This is a genomic window from Rhizobium sp. YIM 134829 (genome assembly GCF_046546455.1).
In genome coordinates this window covers 36,440-59,008 of the sequence record NZ_JBKHKI010000003.1, presented here as the reverse complement: position 1 = coordinate 59,008, position 22,569 = coordinate 36,440, and the positions used below count along the sequence as shown (strand labels likewise).

At 66.0% G+C, this 22,569-nt stretch carries 17 protein-coding genes; 7 read left to right on the top strand and 10 right to left on the bottom strand.

The window, feature by feature from the left end:
* Positions 1-74 precede the first annotated feature (74 nt).
* Positions 75-5,792, top strand: a complete 5,718-nt coding sequence (locus ACLE20_RS07140; protein ID WP_410939588.1) for a translocation/assembly module TamB domain-containing protein — start codon at positions 75-77, stop codon at positions 5,790-5,792.
* Between the two features lie 30 nt (positions 5,793-5,822).
* Here the strand turns inward: ACLE20_RS07140 and ACLE20_RS07135 are convergent, their stop codons facing one another.
* On the bottom strand, positions 5,823-6,926 hold the full coding sequence (locus tag ACLE20_RS07135) for an aldo/keto reductase (protein WP_410939587.1): 1,104 nt from the start codon (positions 6,924-6,926) through the stop codon (positions 5,823-5,825).
* A 98-nt stretch (positions 6,927-7,024) separates the two neighbouring features.
* On the opposite strand from ACLE20_RS07135, the gene ACLE20_RS07130 reads away from it, so the two are divergent.
* Positions 7,025-7,912: a LysR family transcriptional regulator gene (locus tag ACLE20_RS07130; protein ID WP_410939586.1), complete on the top strand. Its 888-nt coding sequence runs from the start codon at positions 7,025-7,027 to the stop codon at positions 7,910-7,912.
* Here the strand turns inward: ACLE20_RS07130 and dld are convergent.
* Both dld and ACLE20_RS07120 read right to left on the bottom strand, forming a co-directional pair.
* Positions 7,909-9,669 carry a D-lactate dehydrogenase gene (gene dld, locus ACLE20_RS07125; protein WP_410939585.1) on the bottom strand — a complete coding sequence of 587 codons (1,761 nt, stop codon included), beginning with the start codon at positions 9,667-9,669 and terminating at the stop codon, positions 7,909-7,911. The two genes, ACLE20_RS07130 and dld, sit on opposite strands and share 4 nt — an antisense overlap.
* Before the next feature lie 17 nt (positions 9,670-9,686).
* The gene (locus ACLE20_RS07120; protein ID WP_410939584.1) at positions 9,687-10,712 is read right to left on the bottom strand and encodes a zinc-dependent alcohol dehydrogenase family protein; all 1,026 of its coding nucleotides are present in this window, start codon (positions 10,710-10,712) and stop codon (positions 9,687-9,689) included.
* 384 nt (positions 10,713-11,096) lie between these two features.
* On the opposite strand from ACLE20_RS07120, the gene ACLE20_RS07115 reads away from it, so the two are divergent.
* Genes ACLE20_RS07115 through ACLE20_RS07105 form a run of 3 tightly spaced genes read left to right on the top strand, consistent with a single transcriptional unit; the run spans position 11,097 to position 13,644 of the window.
* On the top strand, positions 11,097-12,050 hold the full coding sequence (locus tag ACLE20_RS07115; protein WP_410939583.1) for a sulfonate ABC transporter substrate-binding protein: 954 nt from the start codon (positions 11,097-11,099) through the stop codon (positions 12,048-12,050).
* Positions 12,050-12,886, top strand: coding sequence for an ABC transporter permease subunit (locus ACLE20_RS07110; protein ID WP_410939582.1), 837 nt, complete (start codon positions 12,050-12,052; stop codon positions 12,884-12,886). Before ACLE20_RS07115 ends, ACLE20_RS07110 begins: the two co-directional genes overlap by 1 nt.
* Positions 12,886-13,644, top strand: coding sequence for an ABC transporter ATP-binding protein (locus tag ACLE20_RS07105; RefSeq protein ID WP_410939581.1), 759 nt, complete (start codon positions 12,886-12,888; stop codon positions 13,642-13,644). The genes ACLE20_RS07110 and ACLE20_RS07105 overlap by 1 nt, the downstream gene beginning before the upstream one ends.
* A gap of 34 nt (positions 13,645-13,678) precedes the next feature.
* Here the strand turns inward: ACLE20_RS07105 and ACLE20_RS07100 are convergent, their stop codons facing one another.
* The gene (locus tag ACLE20_RS07100) at positions 13,679-14,302 is read right to left on the bottom strand and encodes a pyridoxamine 5'-phosphate oxidase family protein (RefSeq protein ID WP_410939580.1); all 624 of its coding nucleotides are present in this window, start codon (positions 14,300-14,302) and stop codon (positions 13,679-13,681) included.
* Positions 14,303-14,506: 204 nt separating this feature from the next.
* Here ACLE20_RS07100 and ACLE20_RS07095 point away from each other — a divergent pair, with 204 nt between their 5' ends.
* Positions 14,507-16,108 (top strand): inorganic phosphate transporter, encoded by a 1,602-nt coding sequence (locus tag ACLE20_RS07095; protein ID WP_410939579.1) that lies wholly within the window; start codon positions 14,507-14,509, stop codon positions 16,106-16,108.
* A 64-nt stretch (positions 16,109-16,172) separates the two neighbouring features.
* On the opposite strand, the gene hydA is transcribed toward ACLE20_RS07095, so the two are convergent.
* From hydA to ACLE20_RS07070, 5 genes are all read right to left on the bottom strand, one after another.
* Positions 16,173-17,579, bottom strand: coding sequence for a dihydropyrimidinase (hydA, locus tag ACLE20_RS07090; RefSeq protein ID WP_410939578.1), 1,407 nt, complete (start codon positions 17,577-17,579; stop codon positions 16,173-16,175).
* A 25-nt stretch (positions 17,580-17,604) separates the two neighbouring features.
* The gene (locus tag ACLE20_RS07085; protein WP_410939577.1) at positions 17,605-18,870 is read right to left on the bottom strand and encodes a cysteine desulfurase-like protein; all 1,266 of its coding nucleotides are present in this window, start codon (positions 18,868-18,870) and stop codon (positions 17,605-17,607) included.
* Positions 18,871-19,008: 138 nt separating this feature from the next.
* Entirely contained in the window at positions 19,009-19,749 is a 741-nt protein-coding gene (locus ACLE20_RS07080; RefSeq protein ID WP_410939576.1) for an amino acid ABC transporter ATP-binding protein, read from the bottom strand.
* Complete coding sequence (locus tag ACLE20_RS07075) at positions 19,749-20,420, bottom strand: amino acid ABC transporter permease (RefSeq protein WP_410939575.1); 672 nt, start codon at positions 20,418-20,420, stop codon at positions 19,749-19,751. The genes ACLE20_RS07080 and ACLE20_RS07075 overlap by 1 nt, the downstream gene beginning before the upstream one ends.
* Positions 20,421-20,504: 84 nt before the next feature.
* Positions 20,505-21,305 (bottom strand): transporter substrate-binding domain-containing protein, encoded by an 801-nt coding sequence (locus ACLE20_RS07070; RefSeq protein WP_410939574.1) that lies wholly within the window; start codon positions 21,303-21,305, stop codon positions 20,505-20,507.
* Between the two features lie 155 nt (positions 21,306-21,460).
* Between ACLE20_RS07070 and ACLE20_RS07065 the strand changes: the two genes are divergently transcribed.
* The gene (locus tag ACLE20_RS07065; RefSeq protein ID WP_410939573.1) at positions 21,461-22,159 is read left to right on the top strand and encodes a FadR/GntR family transcriptional regulator; all 699 of its coding nucleotides are present in this window, start codon (positions 21,461-21,463) and stop codon (positions 22,157-22,159) included.
* 81 nt (positions 22,160-22,240) lie between these two features.
* Here the strand turns inward: ACLE20_RS07065 and ACLE20_RS07060 are convergent, their stop codons facing one another.
* Entirely contained in the window at positions 22,241-22,513 is a 273-nt protein-coding gene (locus ACLE20_RS07060; protein WP_410939572.1) for a hypothetical protein, read from the bottom strand.
* Positions 22,514-22,569 lie beyond the last annotated feature (56 nt).

The following is a 22,569-nucleotide window of genomic DNA, read 5'->3' as shown; positions in this document are numbered from 1 at the left end:
AGACCGCCAGATCCGCCGTGCAGGCAGGGTAAGGCATAGGCCCGGACGAGACGCCGACCGGGACGGGAGAGACGATGAGACACCTGTTCATGACTGCGCTCAAAGGCGCCGCCATCCTCTTTGGCATTGTCGTCGTACTGCTCTTTGCCGGCGTGCTGTTTGTCGGCTTCACGCCGCCGGGCGCCCGCCTTGTCGCCGGTCTGATCGAAACCTATGCCTCCTCGCCCGACCAGACGATCCGCATCACCGGCCCGGGCGCGCTGCTGACCGGCAACTTCAAGGCCGAAGCCATTACGCTTTCCGATACGCAAGGCGTCTTTGCTGAGATCCGTGACGTGGAACTCGCCTGGTCGCCCACCGCCCTCTTCTCCGGGCGGTTCAAGGCGGAGCTGCTGCGCGCCGGCAGGGTTGAAGTCGCCCGTGCGCCGGTCGTGACCGAGCCGGCGCCGGCTCAGAGCTCTGGCTTCACCTTGCCGGTCGAGGTTCAGCTCGATCGGTTCGAGCTGCAGCGGATCGCGCTCGGCGCGCCGCTCCTCGGCACGCCACAACAGCTTTCGGCCGACGGCACGCTCACCGCCACCACCTCCAGCATTGCCGCCAAGATCAACGCCACCCAGCCGGACCGGCCCGACGCCCGCGCCTTCGCCGATTTCGTCTACGATCCCGCCGGCAATGCGCTGCGGCTGGAGGCGAGCATCGACGAGCCGAAAGGCGGCCTGCTTGCCCAGGCGCTCAGCTTGCCGGCCGACCCCGCCGTTTCGATCCGGGTCACCGGCGACGGGCCGCTGTCCAAATGGAACGGCACGGCGACGGCGGCACTCGACGGCACGGAGGTGCTCAAACTCGACGGGGAGCACACGCTGGCCGCCGATGGCTATCGCACGGTGCGGCTGACTGGCGGCGGCAGCTTCTCCGCCCTGCTGCCGGAACCCTTCCGCCCGCTCTTTGCCGGTCGCACGACGATCGACCTCGCCACCGCCTTCGAGGGCGGCACGGCCCTGAAGATCGACCGCGGCCGGCTCTCGACCGATGCGGTGACCATCGACGCCTCGGGAACGCTGAGCAGCGTCGGGCAGAACGATTTGCGCGCCCGCATTGCCGGGGTCAATGGTCCGGCGCCGCTCTCCTTCCCGCTGTCCGGCCAAACCGCCACGCTGTTGATCGGCTCGGCCGACCTCACGCTGATCGGCGATGCGCGCTCGGCGGTGCTCGACGTAAAAGCCTCGGTGCCGCGCGCCGTACTGCCGCAGGGCACGATCGACAATGCCATGCTGGCGGCCCATAGCGACGCCTTCAACTTGACCGATCGTCGCGGCAAGATCACCGTCTCGCTGACCGCCGGCTCGACCGCGCTGGCACTTGCCGACCTCAACCGGCTGATCCGGGGGCCGCTGTCGCTCGAGGGAATGCTGGACGTAACACCCGAGGCGATCGGCTTTTCGCCGCTGCGGCTCGACACGACGGCGCTGGACGCGACGATTACTGGCGCTTACTCCCTTCTGAACGGCACGCTCGGCATCGATCTCGACGCGACCGCTCCGGCCGCTGCCTTGCCCCCGGCCGCCGCACGCCGCGTCGGCGGGCCTGTCGCGCTGAAGGGCCGGCTGGAGACGGCGGCCGATGGAACGCTCACCGTGAGCAATCTGGCGCTCGACTCGCCGGCGTTGCAGGCGACAGGCGGGGTCAGCTTCGGCAACGGCCAGCTGACGGTTAATCTTGCCGGCACCGTTCCCAACATCGCGCCGCTCGTGGCCAATGGCACGGGTGCGGCGCAGTTCACCGCCGCCCTGTCCGGCCCGCTCGATGCGCTGGGCCTGAAGGCCGCGATCCGTTCCGACGAGGCGCGGCTTGCCGGCAAGAGCGTGACCGGCCTGGTGATCAATGCCGACATGGTCTTGAGGAACGGGCTGCCGGAAGGCAGCGCGACGGTGAATGGCACGATCGAAGGCCAGGCTCTGGCTGCTGATGCCAAGCTCGCGGTGACAGACGGCGCCCTCTCGATCCCCTCGCTGCAAGCAACGGTCGGCGAAAACAGGGTGACCGGCGCGCTTGCCTTCACGCCCGATTTCAAGCCGAGCGGTTCGCTCGACTTCACGCTTCCGGACATCGCGCCGCTGGCGGCGATCGCCGGCCAGACGGCCGCCGGCGATCTCACGGGACGCGCGACGATCACCTCTGACAACGGCAAGACCGGGCTTTCGATCACCGCCACCGGCGACTCCCTGACCCGCGGCGACCTCGCGGTCACCAATCCGCGCGCCGAGGTGACGATTGCCGATCTCGGCACCCTGAATGCCGAAGGGCGGATCACCGCTGACAGTGCGGCGCAGGGCGCCAACCGGGTCGACGATGCCGTGGTCGAGCTCGACCGCCAGGGGGAAGAGACGAGCCTTGCGCTCACCGGGACCTATGACAAGGCGCCGCTCTCGCTGCAGGGCCGGATCGCCACCGGCCCCGCCGGTCCCTCCGTCACGGTCGACCAGCTGGCGGTCGCGCCCCGCGGCATTCCGCTGGAACTTTCCTCGCCCAAGGAGCTCGTGTTCCAGGGGGGCGGCCTTCGGCTTGATGGCTTCGAGATCGGCCTGCCTGGCGGCACGGCCACGATCACGGGCCTGGTCGGCGAGACGCTTGATGCCGTCATCACCGTGCGCGGCAATCCGGCGGTCGAATATGCAACCCCGATGGCCGGTGGCGAAGCGCGGGTGGCGATCGCCTCCGCCGACATCGCCGCCAAGGGCCGGCTCGATGCCGCGGTCATCGACGCCAAGGCGCGGCTCGCCTATGTGGCGACGCCGCAGGCGCGGCTCGAAGGGCTGGATGTGACGGCGACGAGCGAGCGGCTCAATATCACCGGCCGGGAGGGTCAGGTTCGCGCGACCATCAAGGCAGACGCGACACGCTTCGTCAGCGCCGATCTCGGCCGCCTGCTTCCTGGGCCGCTGACCCTCCAGACGACGCTTGGCCTGACGCCCGACGCCGTTACCTTCGATCCGGCGACGATCGACAGCGCCGGACTCGATGGCGCGGTCAACGGCCGTTTCCAGCTTTCCGATGGCAGCCTCAGGGCCACATTCCGCGCCGCTGTGCCGCCCGCAGCCCTGCCGCCGGCAGCGGCCAGCCGCTTCGCGACAGATATAAGCCTTGCTGGCAGTGTCACCCGCGCGGCCGATGGTACGCTGAACCTCGCCAATCTGGCACTCGACTCCGGATCGATCGCCGCCAACGGTTCGCTGACGCTCGCCAACGACCAGATCACGGCGGCGCTTGCCGGCACGCTGCCCGACCTCGGCCGCCTGCTGCCCGACGCCAAGGGCACGGCGCGCTTCACGATCGACGCCACCGGCGCGCTCGCAAAACCGCTGGTGAAGGCCGAGATTCGCTCGAATGGCGCGACACTGGCCGGCCGGACGCTCGCCGATCTGGTCGCGGCGGCCACTGTCACGGCAGACCCCGCCAATCCGAGCGCAGAGATCACCGCCACCGGGACGCTCGACCGCCAGGTGATCGACCTGCGCAGCACCGTCGCCAGCACGGAAGGGCGCATTCGCATCCCGGCACTCAATTTGCGCGTCGGCCCCAACGTGGTCGATGGTTCGATCGAGCTGACCGACAGCTTCCTGCCGAACGGATCGATCCGCTTCACCCTGCCGGATATCAGCCTGCTCGCCGCCTTGGCCGGCCAGCGCGCCGAAGGTGATCTCACGGGCGCTGCCACGATCACCAGCGAGGGCGACCGCACGGCGCTCAGCCTGAAAGCGCAGGGCTCGGGCATCCGCCGCGACGGCTTGGCGATCCTGCGGCCCGACATCGATCTCACCATCAATGACCTGAAGACCCTGACGCTGCGCGGGCGCCTCAACGTTCAGGAGATCATCCAGGGCCAGAACAAGGTGACGGGGCTGAGGCTGGATCTCGAACAGCCGGCCCAGAACCGCACCGAACTGGCGCTGACGGGCACCTACGACAATGCGCCCCTTGCCGCCAAGGCCGTCATCACCAGCGCCGATGGCGCGACGCGCATCGATCTCTCCTCCTTCTCCGCCGCGCCGCGCGGCATTGCGCTTCGCCTGGCGAAGCCGACCGCGATCACGATCGAAAACGGCGGCGTGCGGCTCGCCGATCTTCAAATTGGCGCGTCGGGCGGCACGGTGACGGTGACCGGCACGGCGGGCGAGCAGCTCGACCTCGCAGTCCGGCTCGACCGGCTGCCGGCGAGCCTCGCCAACACCGTCCAGCCTTCGCTCGGCGCACAAGGCACGATCAGTGGTCGGGTGGATGCCAAGGGCACCGCGGCGGCGCCGAACGTTGCCTATGATCTGCGTTGGGCCGATGCCAGCGTGGCGCAGGCGCGGAGCGCCGGCGTCGGCGCGCTCGCCATTGCCGCCAAGGGAACGTTTGCCAATAACAGCCTTACCGTCGACACGACGCTCTCCGGCGGCGGAGGGCTCGATTTTCGCGGTGGCGGCAGCTTGGGCCTGGCTGGCAATCGCCCGATCGACATGCGCTTCACCGGCGCCCTCCCCTTTGGCGTCTTGGGGCCGATCCTGGCGCAGCAGGGCTTTCTTTTAAGCGGCTCGGCCAATGTGGATGTGGCGGTCGGCGGCTCCGTCGCGGCGCCAGCGATCACCGGTCGGATCTCGACCTCCGGTGCGCGGCTCATCGATGCCCGCCGCAACCAGACGATCAACGCCATCAATGCCGAGGTGGCGCTGGAAGGCCAGCAGGCGCGGATCGTGCGCCTGACCGGCCGGCTTGCCACCGGCGGCAGCTTGTCCGTTTCCGGCACGATCGGCACGGCGCCGGCCTCCGGCTTCCCGGCCGATCTCGACATCCGCCTCGACCGGGCGACCTATGTCGATGGCAGCCTCGTCACCGCCAATCTCAGCGGCGCGCTGAAACTGACCGGGCCGCTTACCGGTTCGCCATTGCTCTCCGGCCGCGTCGACGTGCCGAAGGCCTCGATCACCGTGCCGCAAAAACTGCCGGCCTCGCTGTCGGAGATCGATATTCGCCACCGTAATGCCCCGCCTGAGGTGCGGCGCATGCTCGCCAAGCTGAAGAAGGACGAGGGCAATGGCGGCGCGGCCAAGAAGAGTGGTGGCATCGGCTTCGACCTGACGGTCAGCGCCGAGCGGATCTTCGTGCGCGGTCGCGGCATCGATGCCGAGCTTGGCGGTGATCTGACCATCCGCGGCAATGCCGTGACGCCGATCGTCAATGGCGGCTTCCAGATGCGGCGTGGCCGGCTGGAGGTGCTCGGCCGGCGGATCGACTTCACCGACGGCTCGATCGCCTTCGGCGGCGACCTGATCCCGACCCTCGATCTCGACGCCACCTCGACCGTCAATTCGACGACGATCACCGTCAATGTCGCGGGCCTTGCCAACAATCCGCAGGTCAACTTCTCCTCCGCCCCCGCCCTGCCGCAGGACGAGATCCTGGCGCAGCTGATCTTCAACCGCTCGCTTTCCAACCTCTCGCCCGTGCAGATCGCCCAGCTGGCAGCGGCCGTAAGCCAGCTGGCCGGTGGCTCCGGCGGCACGCTGTTCGACGGCCTGCGCAACAAGCTCGGCGTCGACGATCTCGATGTCTCGACCGATGCTGCTGGCGGTGCTTCGGTGCGGGCCGGCCGCTATCTCAACGACCGCACCTATCTCGAGCTGCAATCCGGCACCGAGGCCGGCGGCGGCAAGGCGGTGATCAACCTCGATGTCGGCCGCGGGGTGAAGCTGCGCGGCGAAGCCGGCGGCAATGGTGCCGGCGCCGGCGTCTTCTACGAGAAGGAATATTGACGCGCTGTCGTTCGGCGCGTCACGCTCGTCTCACGCCCCTTTCCAGGGCTCGACACTCTGTCCACCGAAGATCCGCTCACGCGGCATCTGGAAGATGAAGTAGGGATTGAGCGCGGGCAGGGCCGTGGCGGCCTCCAGCCGGGCGAGATGCGACGCGTCCAGCACCAGGTCGAGCGAGGCGATGTTTTGAACGAGCTGCTGCGGCCGGCTGGCGCCGATCAGGACGGAGGAAACACCCGGCCGCCCGCTCACCCAGGCCAGCGCCACCTCGGCAGGCGTGACGCCGAGCTCGCCGGCGACCGTGACGACCTCGTCGACGATGGTGAAGTTGCGCTCGGTGAACAGCATGCCGCCGAAGGGATTGTCGCCATTCAGCCGGCCGTCGCTCCCCTCCAAGCCCGCCGCACTGCCCCTGTTCGGCATTTCCGAAGCCCGGTCGGCATCGCCGAGCTTGTCGCGCCCATATTTGCCGGTCAGCAGGCCGGCAGCGAGCGGGCTCCAGGGCACAAGCCCGAGGCCAAGCTCGAGGCCAGCGGGGACGAGATCGAGTTCCACACCCCGGTCGATCAGCGAATAGGCATATTGAAGGCCGATCGGCCGCGGCAAGCCATGGGCTTCGGCCAGCGTCGCGACCCGTGCGACATACCAGGCCGGCGTGTTGGAAAAGCCGTAATGCAGGATCTTGCCCGCGCGCACCGCAGCGGCCAGCGTCTCCAGCACCGCCTCGGCGGGCGTCGTCCGGTCCCAGACATGCATCCAGTAGAGGTCGATATAATCGGTCTTCAGGCGCATGAGGGACTGGTCGAGCGCCAGGCGGATGTTCTTGGCGCCATTGCCGCCGAAGAGGGGCGTGCCGTCAGCGCGCGGAAAGCCGGATTTGGTCGCCACCACGAGCCGGTCGCGCAGGCCGCTCTCTTGAAGAAAGCGGCCGAGCATGAGTTCGCTCTGTCCGGCGGAATAGAGATCGGCGGTGTCGATGAAATTGCCGCCGGCGTCAACATAGGCATCGAAGAGCTGGCGCGAGGCGGCCTCGTCGGCGCCCCAGCGGCCGGCACCGAAGGTCATGGTGCCGAGCGCCAGAGGGCTGACGATCAGGCCGGAACGGCCGAGCGTGCGGTAAGTGGTGAGCGTCATTATCAAACTCCCAGTTGATCCTGCGGCAGGAATTAGCGCCACAGCCGGGCCGGGATAAGCGGTTGCCCGCCGCATGGACTTGTGAGCACAGTGCAGCAATGGCCCGTTCCGTCCTCAACGATCTCGCTGTCTTCGCCACGGTCGCCCGGCTGAAGAGCTTCAGTCGCGCCGCCGCAGCCCTGGGGATTTCACCCTCGGCTCTCTCGCATTCGATGCGCGGGCTGGAGGCGCGGCTCGGCGTCCGGCTTCTGGCGCGCACCACCCGCAGCGTGGCGGCGACGGAAGCCGGCGAGCACCTCTTGCGCGCGCTCGACCCCGCGCTTGCCAGCATCGGCACAGCGGTCGCGGCATTGGCCGACTGGCGCGACCAACCCTCCGGCACGGTGCGGATCACCACCTTCGCCTATGCGGCCCGCCATGTCCTGGTGCCGAGGCTGCCGGCCTTTCTGCTCGCCCATCCCGAAATTGCCGTGGAGGTGAATGTCGATGACGCGCTGACCGACATCGTCGCACGCGGGTTCGATGCCGGCATCCGGCTTGGCGAGACGGTCGATCGCGACATGATCGCGATCCGGCTCGGGCCCGAATTGCGCACCGTCGTCGTCGCCACGCCGGACTATTTTACCCGCCATCCGGCACCGCAGACCCCGCAGGATCTCGCCGCCCATCGCTGCATCGGCTACAGGCTGGCGACATCAGGCGGGCTGTTGCCCTGGGAGTTCGAGAAGGACGGACGCGCCATCTCGATCCGCACCGGCGGGCCGCTCATCGCCAATGATGCCGATCTGGCGCTCGCCGCCGTGCGTGCCGGCGCCGGGCTCGGCTATATCATGGAGCAGGATGTGACCGAGGATCTGGCGTCCGGCCGGCTGGTGCAGGCGCTCGCCGACTGGTGTCCGCCCTTTCCCGGCTTCCACCTCTACCATCCAAGCCGCCGCCAGACCCCCACTGCGCTGCGCGCCTTGATCGCGGCCTTGCGGGCCTAAGAGGACGTGGCCTCTTCGCTCGTTGGCAGCCTCGCCTCCCCCTTCCAGCGCAGCCGCGGCGATGCCTGGCCGATGCCGGGATTGAAGCAGTTGCAGGGATCGAGCGCCTGATAGTGCGCCAGCACCTCGGCCGGCGCGGCGTAGAGATGGCCGAAATTGTGCTCCGCCGGATAGCGCGCCCCACGGGCGGCAAGCAGGGCGAGAAGCTCATGTTCCACGGCCAGCCAGTCCTGCCCGGGCGCCAGCACATAATCCTGATGGAAGACATGGCAGAAGAAGTGCCCGTAATAGAGCCGCTTCAGGGTCTTCTCAGCGGTCTCGGCGGGAAGCGTCTCGAACCAGTCGAGGCTGTTGCGCGGCAGCGCCACGTCAAGCGCCACCAGGCCACCAGTCTCGCGGCCGTGGATGATGGAATAGCGCACCGCTGCGCCGGCAGTCGCGAAACGATGGAGAAAGGCCGCGGCCCCTTCCGCTGCGTCGCAGGCGAAGCTGGCCCCGTCTCGGCCGGCAAGCGCGTCGCCGATCAGGCTTTGCGTTTCCTCGAGCGCCTCGGCGGAAACCTTGATCATCAGATGATGCTCGAAGCGCTCGCGATAGTCCCTGAGCCGTGCGGGTAGATGGGCGGGCAGGAGCCGGCTCAGGCCCTGGAGCACCCGGTCTGCCGGATTGGCGGGCAGGAGGGGCAGCCGCTCGAACAGCGCATCGAGCCGACTCTTCAGAGCGAAGAAGGCCGGAAGCCGCCGCGTGCCCAGCCACTTGACCAGCAGATAGGTGTCCTTGCCATAGGTCTCGGCGATCTCGAATGCCTCGCGGTGAATATATTCCGCCGCGATCGGCAGAGGGAGCGGGCTCGAAAGCAGCTGACGGCGGATCGCCTGGAGAGCGGCGGCATCGTTCGTCCCGACATACAGCACCGTCGTTCCCTGCTCCTTCCGGAACGTATCGAGCCGGACAGCGAAGACGGCGAGCTTGCCCGCCGATCCGGAGGCGCCGTGAAGCTTGCGTGGATCGGCATTGAACCGCGCCGGCGTCTCCTCGCCAATCGCCCGGACATGGGCCTCGTAGTCGCGGTCCGAGGCGACCCCTCCTTGGCGGATGTCCACATCGGCAAAGCGGCCGGCATCGAGTCGTGCCAACATCTCCTCCGGCTCGTTGCCAAGCGCGATGCCGAGCGCGTTGACGAGCACCAGACGCCCATCTGCGTCACGCTGGGCGTAGAGCGCGAGCTCGGTATAGGAAGGGCCGCGGCGGATGAGTGCGCCGCCGGAATTGTTGCAGACCCCGCCGATCACCGAAGCGCCGAGGCAGGAAGAGCCGATGACCGAATGAGGCTCGCGGCCATGCGGATCGAGCGCGATCTCCAACTCGTTCAGCGTGGTGCCCGGCAAGGCGACGACTTGCGTCGCATCGGCGATGAGATGCAGGCCCTTCAGCCGCATGGTGTTGATCACCACCACTGGCCGGTCATAATCGGTGGCAAAGGGCGTCGAGCCGCCGGTCAGGCCGGTATTGGCGGCCTGGGAGATGATCACCACCTCCGCCGCCACGCAAACTTCGAGCACCCGCCAATATTCGACCAGCGAGCCGGGGCGAACGACCGCGGCCGCCGCGCCGCCGCCATAGCGGTAGCCACGCAGGAAGCGACGTTGGGCGGACGGCGTCACCAGCACATGGGCTCGCCCCACCACGCAGCGAAGTGCCTCGAGAAGCGCGGCGGGATCGCCCATGGGCGCTGTCTCTGCTGTCGGATTTGCCATCTCTGCGTCTCTTGTCCTCAGCCGCCCGGCACCACCAGCGCCCGGATCTCGCCGCCGCCGGCCGGCTGGCTGATCGCCTCCACCGCCTGCGCGAGGCTGATGGTGCGGCTGACCAGCGGTGCGACGCGGATGGCGCCGCTGGCGATCAATGCCGCAGCACGGCGATGGGTGTGGGGGTTGAGGAAGGAGGTGATGACCGCCACCTCGCGAAAGAGGAGATCGAAGGGCTCGAAGGTAACCCGCTCTCCCGCCGGAAGCACGCCGAGTAGCACGCAAGTTCCGCCGCGCGCGGTCAACCGCGGGGCCTGCTCGACTGTTTCCGCCAGGCCGGCGCATTCGAACACGACATCCGCCCCGCCAGGAAGAAGCCCTTCCGGACTGGAGAGCCGCACCTCAACGTCGCCCCCCGCCGGGTCAAGGCCATCGGTCGCGCCGAGGCGGATCGCGAGGTCGCGCTTGGCGGCACTACGGGTGACGAGCACGATGCGGCTCGCGCCAGCCAGCTTCGCCAGCTGTACGGTGAGCAGGCCGATCACGCCGCCGCCGATGACGACGACCGAGGCGCCGACGGCGATCTTCGCCAGATCCACGCCATGCAGGCAGCAGGCGAGCGGCTCGCAGAAGGCGCCAGCCAGCGGGTCAAGCGTTTCAGGCAGCGCATGCGTCTGGTTCTGCGGGATAACGACATAGTCGGCAAAGCCCCCGTTGCGATGGATGCCGATGGCCTGGAGATTAAGGCAGAGATTGACGCGGCCCTTCTGGCATTGGGCGCAGTGACCGCAGGCGATATTCGGGTCGCCCGTGACTCGCATGCTTGGCTGAAACCCGGTGACGGCATTCCCAACGGCCTCGATCACGCCGGAAAACTCATGTCCGAGCGTCACCGGCGGCCGCGCCGGAAATTCGCCACGGAACAGATGCCGGTCCGTGCCGCAAATGCCGCAGGCTTCGACCCGTACCAGAAGCTCCGCCGGCCCCGGCACCGGCCGTTCGACGTCGCGCAGCGTCAGCCGGCCGACATCTTCCAGAAACAAGGCTTTCATCGATCCTCCCAAACACAACCCGTAGCCCTCCTCCAGACACGACGGATCATCCCGATGAACGCCGGGAGCGGGCCCTTGGTCAAGCGGAACACGGAAAGTTTCGAGGGATGATGGCAGGAAAGGTCGCCTTCTCGGTCGATCAAACGACCGTCCGCCGGACCGCAAGCAAAAACATACGGACAACCATGGGGCCGCGCCTCTGCGCACCCTCTCGCGCCACGACAGCGGCGAAAAAAGATTGCCCAATTTCCGGTTATGCTTGGCCGAACATTCTCCGGAACGGGGCGCCATGCGGTATTGCATTCCTGTTTTATCTACAGAATTGCTATAATTCTGACAGGGAACGATACCGACCGGCTTTGGCGATCTTGAGAGGAGTTTCCGATGTGCATCACCCGACGTGGCTTCACCGGATTGCTGGCTGGATCTGCCACCCTTCCTCTGCTGGGCGCGGGCCCGGCGCTCGCCGAGGACAAGGTGGTTCGCATCGGTTTCCAGAAATACGGTACGCTGGTGCTGTTGAAGGGCAAGGGGCTGCTGGAGACGAAGCTGGAGGCGATCGGCTACAAGGTGCAGTGGACCGAGTTTCCGGCCGGCCCGCAGTTGCTCGAGGCGCTGAATGTCGGCGCGGTCGACTTCGGCTCGACCGGGGAAACGCCGCCGATCTTCGCCCAGGCCGCCGGCGCTCCGCTCGTCTACGTTGCCCATGAGCCGCCGGCACCACGCGGCGAGGCGATCCTGGTTCCCAAGGACAGCCCGATCAAGACGGTCGCCGACCTCAAGGGGAAGTCCGTGGCGCTGAACAAGGGCTCCAATGTTCACTATCTGCTGGTCAAGGCGCTGGAAGAAGCGGGGCTCGCCTATACCGACATCAAGGTCTCGTTCCTGCCGCCGGCGGACGGCCGCGCCGCCTTCGAGCGCGGCGCCGTCGACGCCTGGGTGATCTGGGACCCCTTCCAGGCGGCTGCCGAAGTGGCGATCGAGGCGCGCGAGCTGCGCAATGGCGAGGGCATCGTGCCCAATCACCAGTTCTACCTCGGCGCCCGCCCCTTCGTGGAGGCCAATCCGGATGCGATCGACGCCGTCATCGCGGCGATCGGCGAAATCGATGTCTGGACCAAGTCGAACACGGCTGCCGCCGCAGCCGAGCTTTCGCCTTCGGTCGGCATTCCCGAACCTGTTCTCGTCCGCGCCCTCGACCGCCAGTCCTATGGCGTCAAGGCGCTCGACGCGTCCGTCGTCGCGCAGCAGCAGGCGATTGCCGACAGCTTCTTCGCGCTCGGCCTCATTCCGAAGAAGCTCAGCATTGCCGATGTGGTGCGGAAGGGCGGAGCCTGATGGCGGACGCCACGCTCGCAGCCCTGTCGGAGGAAGAGCGGGCGGCGCCCTCGCGCAGCCACCTCCTCTGGCAAAGGCTGGCGCCCTGGGCGCTGCCGATCGTCCTCCTGATCGTCTGGGAGATCGCGGCGCGCACCGGTCTTGTCACGGCGCGGCTGATGCCGGCGCCAAGCACGGTGGCGCTCGCGGGGTGGCATGCGCTTCTCGATGGCACGCTTGTCTACCACACGCTGATCTCGACCCAGCGCGCCCTGATCGGTCTCGCCATCGGCGGTGGTCTCGGCTTTCTGGCCGGCATTCTCAATGGCCTGTTCAAATCGGCGGAGACCTTGCTCGACAGCACGCTGCAGATGGTGCGCAATGTGCCCCATCTCGCGCTGATCCCGCTCGTCATCCTCTGGTTCGGCATCGACGAGACGGCCAAGATCTTCCTCGTCTCGATCGGCGTGTTCTTCCCGATCTATATCAACACCTTCCACGGCGTGCGCACGGTCGATCCGCAGGTGATCGAGATGGCGCGGATCTATGGGCTCGACCGCAAGGCGCTGATCACGCGCATCATTCTCCCCGGCGCCCTGCCATCGATCCTGGTCGGGCTGCGTTATGCGCTCGGTTTCATGTGGCTGACGCTGATCGTCGCCGAAACCATCTCCGCCAATAGCGGCATTGGCTATATGACGATGAATGCACGCGAATTCTTTCTGACCGACGTCGTCCTCCTGGGCATCATCATCTATGCGGTCCTGGGCAAACTGGCCGACAGCCTGACGCGCCTGATCGAGAAACGCGTGCTCGCCTGGCATCCCGCCTATCAAACGGCGCAAGGGACGCGCTGATGACGATTGCCCAAAGACAGCCGGATCAGTCTGCGATCAGCCAAGGGCAAGGTGGGCTTGCGATCAGCCTGTCGCGCGTCGACAAGTCTTTCGGCGCACTGCAGGTCCTCAAGCGCTTCGATCTGACCGTCCCCGCCGGGCAATTCTTGGCGGTGGTCGGCCGCTCGGGCGGCGGCAAGTCGACCCTGCTCCGCCTCATCGCCGGCCTCGATCGGCCGACGGATGGACGGGTGGTGATCGATCGCGAGCCGGTCCTTGGCTTGAGGCCGGAGGTGCGGCTGCTTTTCCAGGAAGCGCGCCTCGTTCCCTGGCAGCGCGTGGTGGAAAATGTTGGCATCGCCCGCGGGCCCGATTGGCGCCGGACGGCCATCGAAACCCTCGCAAGCGTCGGCCTTGAGGGCCGCGAGGAAGACTGGCCCTCCGTCCTCTCCGGCGGGCAGAAGCAGCGCGTCGCCCTGGCGCGCGCGCTGGTCAGCCGCCCGCAGATCCTGCTGCTCGACGAGCCCTTTGGCGCCCTCGATGCCCTGACGCGGATCGAGATGCACCGCCTGCTCGAAGGTATCTGGCGCGAGCGCGGCTTCACGACCGTGCTGATCACCCATGACGTCGCGGAAGCCGTCGCCCTTGCTGATCGGGTGATCGTCCTGAAGGCCGGCGAAATCGCCCTCGACATCGCCGTCGATCTGGAGCGGCCGCGGCGCGAGCTCGCCGACCCGCGCGCCGTCGACCTGCAACGCGCAATCCTCGAAACGGTCTAGGCCGCGATCGCCTCCGGCACCGGTTTGGGCTGCGTCAGCTCCCCTCGGCGGGCAGGCGCGCACGCAAGGCGGCGTTTTCGGCCTCCAGCTGCTGCAGGCGCTCGCGCAGCGGCAGCACCGCCTGCTCGACCTCCTGCTCCGTATAACGGGGAACGATGTGTTGCGGGCAGTTCCAGTCGAAGGCTTCGAGACGAAGCCTGAAGATCCGCTCCGCCCTGCCCTTGTAGCCCGCATCGGTGACGAGCTCCGTCAACGCGCTGTCTTCCTCGAGCCTTAGCCGCTCCACATGGGCGTAGATCTTGAGCCGGGCCCGCCGCGGATAATCCATGAGGAACAGGCACGCCCGATCATTGGCCGCGAGATTGCCCGCGCTAATATATTGACGATTGCCGCGATAATCGGCGAAGGCCAGCGTCTGCGGATCGACGACCTTGAGGAAGCCGGCCCTGCCACCCCGGTGCTGGACATAGGGCCAGCCGGTCTCGGACACCGACGCCATGTAGAAGCTGTCGCGCGTGGCGATGAAGCCAACCTCGCTCTCCGTGAAGCGATCCGAGGGGCGGTCATGGGGGCCGAGCCAGATCGGCTCGACGCCCATCTCCGCCTGGGCAGCCCTGACGCTCGGCGTCACTGCGACTTCGAGAAAATGGTAGGGCATTGCCGATCTCTCCCTCGAGGCGGTCACTGTCCGAGCGACCGACCCATTCGCATTATTGGCAATCCGTCGCCGATTGGAAAGCTGTCCGTAAGCTGCCGCCTTGGAAAAAGAGGCGCTCAAACAGCGACGCCTGAACTGCAGGTTGCCGTCATGAGAGCTTCATCTTCCGGGCCTACTGACACCTGACCCAACCGAGGATTGATCATGGCCGAGATGTCATTACCGAACCTGTCCACACCGGAGCGCAACCATCCTCTGGACAGGCGATCGCTCGGCCGCTGGTTCCTGCCGCTTTTCGCGGTGATCCTGCTCGGTGGGCTCGGCTATGTCGGCTTCGCGCTGCAGCAGGACCTGGCAGAGGCGGCGTCCGTTCCGTGGATCCTGCTGGGGCTCGCCCTCTTGATCGCGCTTGGCTTCGAATTCGTCAATGGGTTCCATGATACGGCGAATGCGGTTGCGACCGTGATCTACACCCGGTCCATGCCCGCGGAAATCGCGGTGGTCTGGTCCGGCTTCTTCAATTTCCTCGGCGTGCTCCTTTCCAGCGGCGCGGTTGCCTTCGGCATCGTGGCGCTGCTGCCCGTCGAGTTGATCCTGCAGGTCGGGTCCGGCTCGGGGCTTGCCATGGTCTTCGCTCTGTTGATCGCCGCCATCATCTGGAACCTCGGCACTTGGTATTTCGGCCTCCCCTCTTCGAGTTCCCATACGCTCGTCGGCTCGATCATCGGCGTCGGCCTTGCCAACCAGTTCCTGGCACCCGCCGGCAGCGCCACCAGCGGGGTGGACTGGTCGCAGGCGACCAATATCGGCCTGTCGCTCCTGATCTCGCCGCTGATCGGTTTCGGCCTCTCTGCTCTCCTGCTGCTTTTGATGAAGACGGTCGTCCGCAATAAGGCGCTCTATCAGGAGCCGGCCGGCAATGCGCCGCCGCCGCTCTGGATCCGCGCCTTGCTGATCTTCACCTGCACCGGCGTCAGCTTCGCCCATGGGTCGAACGACGGCCAGAAGGGCATGGGTCTGATCATGCTGATCCTGATCGGTCTCGTGCCGACCGCCTTCGCCCTCAACCGCACGCCGGATGTCAATTACCTGGACGCCTATAAGTCGGCCTCGGTCGCAGTCGAGCAGTCGCTCGGCAAATATGTGAAGCCGGGCGCGGAGGCTGGGGATTTCAAGGCGGTGGTCGGCGAGGCGGTGCGCACCAAGACCTGGTCGGATCAGACGACCCCGGCGCTCCAAACTTACATTCATGCAACCAGCGCCGAAGTGGCGGCCTTTCCGACCCTCGAAGCCGTTCCGACCAATCTGGTCAGCAATATCCGCAACGACATCTACCTGATCGGCGAAGCGCTGAAGCTGATCGACAAGAAGAAGCTTCTGCCGATGGAAGAGGCGGACCTCGCTGCTGTGCGCACCTATCACCAGGCGGTCGACAATGCGACGAAGTTCATCCCGCTCTGGGTGAAGGTGGCCGTCGCGCTGGCGCTCGGGCTCGGTACCATGGTCGGGTGGCGGCGGATCGTCATCACCGTCGGCGAACGGATCGGCAAGACGCACCTGACCTACGGCCAGGGCGCGGCGGCTGAGGTCGTGGCCATGGCAACGATCGGCGCGGCCGACCATTTCGGCCTGCCGGTGTCCACGACCCATGTGCTCTCGTCCGGCGTGGCCGGCACGATGGCAGCCAATGGGTCCGGTCTGCAATGGTCGACGGTGCGGGCGATGCTGGCGGCCTGGGTGCTGACCCTGCCCGCCTCAATCGCGCTCGCCTTCCTCCTCTTCCTCGCCCTTCGCCAGGTGTTCTGAGAAAAGCCGGGCGCTTCGATATTTTCGAAAACCTATGCGTCCGAGCTGTCAGCCTCGGGCGCGCTCAGCGGACGAGGGAGGACTTGCCGCGGGAGAGATAGGTGCCGGTCGGGCGCTCCTGCTCCGTCAGCGCACCATCCTCGACGATGGTCCGGCCACGCACCAACAGGCGCACAGGCCAACCCTCGATAGCCAGGCCCTCATAGGGCGTGTAATCCGCGCCGTGCTGCAGGAGATCATTGGTCAGCGTCATCCGCTTCTCCGGATCCCAGAGCGCGATATCGGCATCCGCACCAATGGCGATCGTGCCCTTGCGTGGATAGAGGCCATAGAGCTTGGCATGGTTGGTGGCGGTCAACGCCACGAACTGGTTGAGGTCGATTCGCCCCTTGCGCACACCTTCAGAAAACAGGATCGGCAGGCGGGTGCCGACGCCCGGAATGCCATTCGGAATCCAGCGGAAATGCCGCTTGCCCTTCTCGTTCAGCTTGCCTTCCGCGTCGTCGAAGCGGAAGGGGCAGTGGTCGGAGGAGAAGAGGTCGAACACGCCCTGCTCCAAACCTTCCCAGCAGGCATCCTGGCTCGCCTTGTCGCGCGGCGGCGGCGAGCAGACATATTTGGCGCCCTCCAGGGCTTCCTGGTCGAGATCGTCGGCCGTGAGCATCAGATATTGCGGGCAGGTTTCGCCGGCGATCTTCTGGCCGCGTTGCCGGGCGCGGCGGATCTCTTCCATCGCCTCTCGGTTCGAGACATGAACGATGACGATCGGCACGTCGACGATTTCCGCCAGTGACAAAGCCCGGTGCGTCGCCTCGCGCTCCGCCGCCACCGGCCGGGTGCTCGCATGGAATTTCGGGGCGAACTTCCCCTCCTCCTCGTGCCGGCCGATCAGATAGCGGATCGCATCCTCGTTTTCGCAATGGACCATGACCAGCGCACCGGTGCGGCGCGCGGTATCGAGCGTCGCCAGGATCTCGTCGTCGCGCAGCCGCAGACCCTCATAGGTCATGAAGACCTTGAGCGAGGTATAGCCATCCTCCACCAGCGCCGGCAGTTCCTGGCCGAGTACCTCGGGCGTCGGATCGGTGATGACCAGATGGAAGGCGACGTCGACATGGCACTTATCGTCGGCTTTGGCGTGGTAGACCTTCAGCGCCTCGCGCAGCGACTGGCCCTTCTCCTGCATACAGAAGGCAAGCACCGTGCTGTTGCCGCCGATCGCGGCCGAGCGGGTGCCGCTGTCGAAATCATCGGCCATGACAATGCCGTCGCCGGACGGCTGGTCGAGATGGACATGGCTGTCGATGCCGCCCGGCAAGGCGAGGAGCCCGGTGGCATCGATCACCTCGCCCGCTTCGGTCAACCCAAGAGCGAGCGCGGCGATGCGGCCGTCCTTGATACCGATATCGCTCTTGAAGCTATCGCTGGCGGTCACCACCGTCGCGTTGCGGATCACCGTGTCGAAGCGCATCGTCCGTTCTCCTCTCTGCCGCTGATCAGCTTGCCTTGGCGAGACCGGCGTCACCAGCCAGAATGCGATCGAGCGCTGCGGTCAAGCGGTCGACTTCCTCCACCGTGTTGTAATGCACCATCGAGACCCTGAGCATGCCGCCATGGTCGGTCAGGCCCAGATATTCGGCAAGGCGGCGCGAATGGAAGTCGCCAAAGCGCATGGCGATCTGCTCTCCATCCATCGCCCGGCAGATCTCGCCGGCCTCGCGCCCGTCGAAGCGAAAGGCGATGGTCGGCACGCGCTGGCTGTCCCGGTTGACGGGCTGGCCGACGATCCTGCAGTCATTGCGCGCCCGAAGATAGGCAAGCAGCCGCTCGGTCAGCGCATCCTCTTGCACGGTGATGGCGCGGTACGCCGCCTCGATCTTCTCGCGCACCGTGCCGCTCGCGCCGGCCTTCTCGCCGAGCGTGGCGAGGTAGTCGACGATGCCGCAGGTCGCATAGGCAAGCTCGTAGTTCGGATTGCCCGGCTCGAGCTTACCCGGCACTTTGTCCTTGCCGTAGAAGTAGTGGTAGAGCGTGTCGAGTTCGAGCAGCAGATCATATTTGCCGTACATCAGCGCATAATGCGGGCCGTAGGTCTTGTAGAGGCTGAAGACGTAGTAATCAGCATCGAACGCCTGGACATCGACGGCCCGGTGCGGCGCATAGGCCACCGCATCGACGCAGAGGCGCGCGCCGCGGGCGTGGACGAAATCGGCGATCGAGCGCACCGGATTGACCGATCCGAGGATGTTGGAGACATGCGTCACGCAGACGAGCTTCGTGCGGTCGCTCATCAGCGGCGAAAGGTCGTCGAGGCGCAGCGTCAGCGTCTCCTTGTTGAGCGGCCAGATCTTCAGGACGACGCCCATCGCCTGCAGCCGGTCCCAGGGGCCGATATTGCTCTCATGATCGCTGACGGTGATGATGATCTCGTCGCCGGGGGAGAGCTGGCTCTGCATGGCACGGGCGAGATTCTGCAGAAGCGCCGTGGTCGATGAGCCAAAGACGATCTCTTCCGGCCGGCTTGCATTGACGAGATGCATGGCGGCGGTGCGGGCCTCGTAAAGCGCCTTGGCCGCCTCCTGCGACACGGCATAGGAGCCGCCGATCTGCACGTTCTTCTCGATCAGGAAGGTATTGATGCGCTCCAGCGCACCTTTGAGAATCTGCGAGCCTCCGGCATTGTCGAAGAAGGTCCAGCCGCGGCCAAGCCCCGGAAACTGGCTGCGGACATAGTCGAGATCGAGCGGCTTGGCTGTGGACATTGGGCGAAACTCCCGGACTTTTCTTGTTCGAGCATGATGCCGAAAAGTGTTTGCGGTTTTCGGCCGACATCATGCTCTGCTTCTTTGGTTCTAGGCCGGATTCAAATTTCAGATCGGTCCGATCTGAAATCATCCGGCCTAGTGATTGAGCACGGCGCGCAGGAAGCTGCGGGTACGCTCCTCCTGCGGGGCGTCGAAGATCTGAGCCGGCGCTCCGGCCTCGACCAGGCGGCCGCCATCCATGAAGATGACGCGGTCAGCCACCTGGCGGGCAAAGCCCATTTCATGGGTGACGATGACCATGGTGACGCCGGTGCCAGCGAGCTTGCGCATCACATCCAGCACCTCGCCGACCATTTCCGGGTCGAGTGCGGAGGTTGGCTCATCGAAGAGCAGCACGCGCGGCTCCATGGCCAGCGCGCGGGCGATGGCGACACGTTGCTGCTGGCCGCCGGAGAGCTGGCCGGGGAACTTCTCCGCCTGTTCGCCGATGCCGACGCGGGACAGCAGCTCGCGCGCCTTGCGCTCGGCTTCAGCCCTGGAGGTGCCGCGCACGCGCATCGGCGCAAGCATGACATTCTTCAGCACGCTCATATGCGGAAAGAGGTTGAAGGACTGGAAGACCATGCCGACCTCGGCCCGCACCTTGGCGAGCGCCTTGCCAGGTGCGACGCGGATGCCGTCGACATCGATGGTGCTCTGCGGCGCAAAGGCCTCGAGATGGTTGATGCAGCGGATCAGCGTCGATTTGCCGGAGCCGGACGGCCCGATGACGCAGACCACCTCGCCCTCGGCGATATCGAGATCGATGCCGTGCAGCACGGTGAAGGTGCCATAGGCCTTCGTGAGGCCGCGGATGGAGATGATCGGGCCGGCCATCAGCGCTTCCCCCGAGCAAAATGCTTTTCCAGCCGGGCGACGATCGCGACCATCGGCCAGAGCAGCGCCACATAGATGATCGCCGCGCCGATCAGCGGCGTCGGATTGGCTTGCAGCGCCTGGGCCTGCGTTGCTTGCTTCAGCAGGTCTGGCATGGCGACCACGGAGGCGAGCGCCGTATCCTTCATCACATTGATGCAGTTGTTGGTCAGCGGCGGAATGACGATGCGGATCGCCTGGGGCAGGATCACGTCGACCATCATATCCTTGTTGGAGAGGCCGAGCGCGGCGGAGGCCTCGAACTGGCCATGCGGAATAGCTTCGATGCCGGCGCGGAAGATCTCGGCCGTATAGGCGGCGGAGACGAGCGACAGGGCGGCGACGGCGGAGAGAAAGGGCGACAGGCGGATGCCGACGAAAGGCAGCGCGTAATAGACGACGATCAGCAGCACGAGCAGCGGGATCGAGCGGAAGATGTCGATATAGATGCGGATCAGCGCTTTCGCTGGTCCCGGCGCATAAAGCCGCGCGATCGCCAGGAACAGGCCGCCGATCAGGCCGCAGATGATGCTGACCACGCCGATCTGCAGCGTGATCAACAGTCCGGACAGAAGCTGGGGCAGGCTGGCGATCAGCACCTGCCAGTTGAAGAACGTATTGATGAGCGTCATTGGCGCCTAAGGCTCCCCGGGCAGGGCGCGGAGCCGCGGTTGCGGCCCCGCTCCTGCGATGCAGGATTGAAGCAAGGCTTCGGCTTACTTCGCCTTCGGCATGTCGAGCACGGCGACGGTCGAGGTCGTGTCCTCGGCCTTGGCGCCGAACCAGGTCTCGTGCAGCTTGGCGATGAAGCCTTCGCCCTTGAGCTTGGTGATCACCTCGTTGACCTCGGTGGCCAGCGGATCGCCCTTGTTGAACATGATCGAGTACTTCTCGCCGGTCGGAATGCGCTCCACGACCTTGAGCTCCGGCTTGTCCTTCACATAGTAGAGCAGCGCCGGAATGTCGGAGATGTAGCCATCGACGCGGCCGGCGACGAGGTCGAGCATGGCGGGCTGCAGGCCTTCGAAGCGGCGGATCTCGACAAGCTTGTAGTCGCCCTTATGCGCCTCGGCCCACATGTCGCCGGTCGAGCCGGTGTCGACGCCGACGACCTTGTCGCCCATGTCCTTCAGGCCGGTGATGCCCGAGGCTGCCGTCACAGTCAGCGACTGGTCACTGTCGTAATAGGGCTGGGCGAAGCTGACCGAAGCGAGGCGCTTTTCGGTGATGGTGATCGAAGAGATCGCCATATTGATGCGGCCGGACTGGACGGCCGGGAAGAGGCCGTTGAACGGGGTGTTGACGAATTCGACGGTTTTGCCGAGGCGCTTGGCGATCTCGTTGACGAGATCGACCTCGAAGCCGGTGACCTTGCCGCTCGCATCTTCGAATTCCCACGGCACGTTGCCGATATTGGCGCCGACGGTGAGATCGGCAGCCGTGGCCGCGCCCATCGAGCCGAGAAGGGCGAGAAAGCCGGTGAGCACCGAGAGGGTGCGGGTGGGTGTGCGTGTCATGAGAGTTCCCCTTGTTTTATGAACGTGACTCATTCACCATGGTCTAACTGGTCAGACCAGTCTGGCCAAAAAAGCATGAAGCTTCCGGCTTGGCAATGGCCTTCGAAAATAAGATTTTGAGCGGACGACGCCGCTTTAGCCCGCACGGGACCTTCATGTTCAACAAGACGCTTGTTCCCCAATCGGTCGCCCGGGACCTCCAGTCGATGATCCAGACCGGGGCCCTGAAGCCCGGCGAGCGGATCCCCTCGCAGCGCGAATTCTCCCAGAAGCTTGGCGTCAGTCGCGCCTCGCTGCGGGAAGCGCTGCTCACGCTTGAAACGCTCGGCTTGCTCAAGACCGAGGCCGGCCGCGGCACCTTCGTCGCCGATCCGGCGGCGACTGCGCAGGGCGCGAGCGGCGAGATGGCGCCCTGGCGCTATTCCGACCGCTACTCCGTCTTCGACGTGTTCCAGACACGCATCCTGCTCGAGGGCGAGATCGCCCGGCTCTCTGCCGGGCGGCTAACACAGCTGCAACTCGACCAGATGGAGCGCGCCACAGAGACCATGGAGGATTGCTGGGCGCGGCAGGATCGCCTGGCCAATGTCGAAGCCGACCTCGCCTTTCACGGCATCATCGTTTCGGCCTGTTCGAACGCCATGCTGCAGGCGCTTTACCATACGGTGCGCGATCAGGTCACGGAAACGCAGCGCCAGCCCATCCCGATTACCGATCCAGAACGCATGCGCGATTCGATTGCCGAGCACCGGCGCATCACCGCGGCACTGGCGGCCAACAAGGCGGCGGAGGCAAAGCTGGAAATGGAAGCCCATATCCGCAACACGGCACGCTGTGCCGGGCTGCTTCCCTAGCGCTCCTCTCCATGGGCTTGAGGGGTCGACTCGTCGCGCGGAGTCTGCCTGTGCGATCGGGAATCAGGTGGACCTCAGATGTCAGACGATCCGCAGCATCGGGCGCTTCGAGCGAGGGGTGAGGGTCAGCATCGCCATGCCTTGCTCTGCCGGCACCGATGTCAGGCTGTAGCGGAGGCTTTCGGCGATCGGACGCAGTTGCTCGACGGCGTTGATCGACAGCGTGCGCTGGATGAAGGGAACCGATTGCGCCATCAGCACGCTGACGACTCCGACTTCGACCCCGACGTCGAACTCGCCGCCGCGGCCGGGAAACCGCAGGAAAAGGTCATCGACGATCTCGATCTTGCGCATCGCACACTCCTACTGCCACCGGCAAATTCTTGCGCGCGATGGTAAAGGAGAGGTTA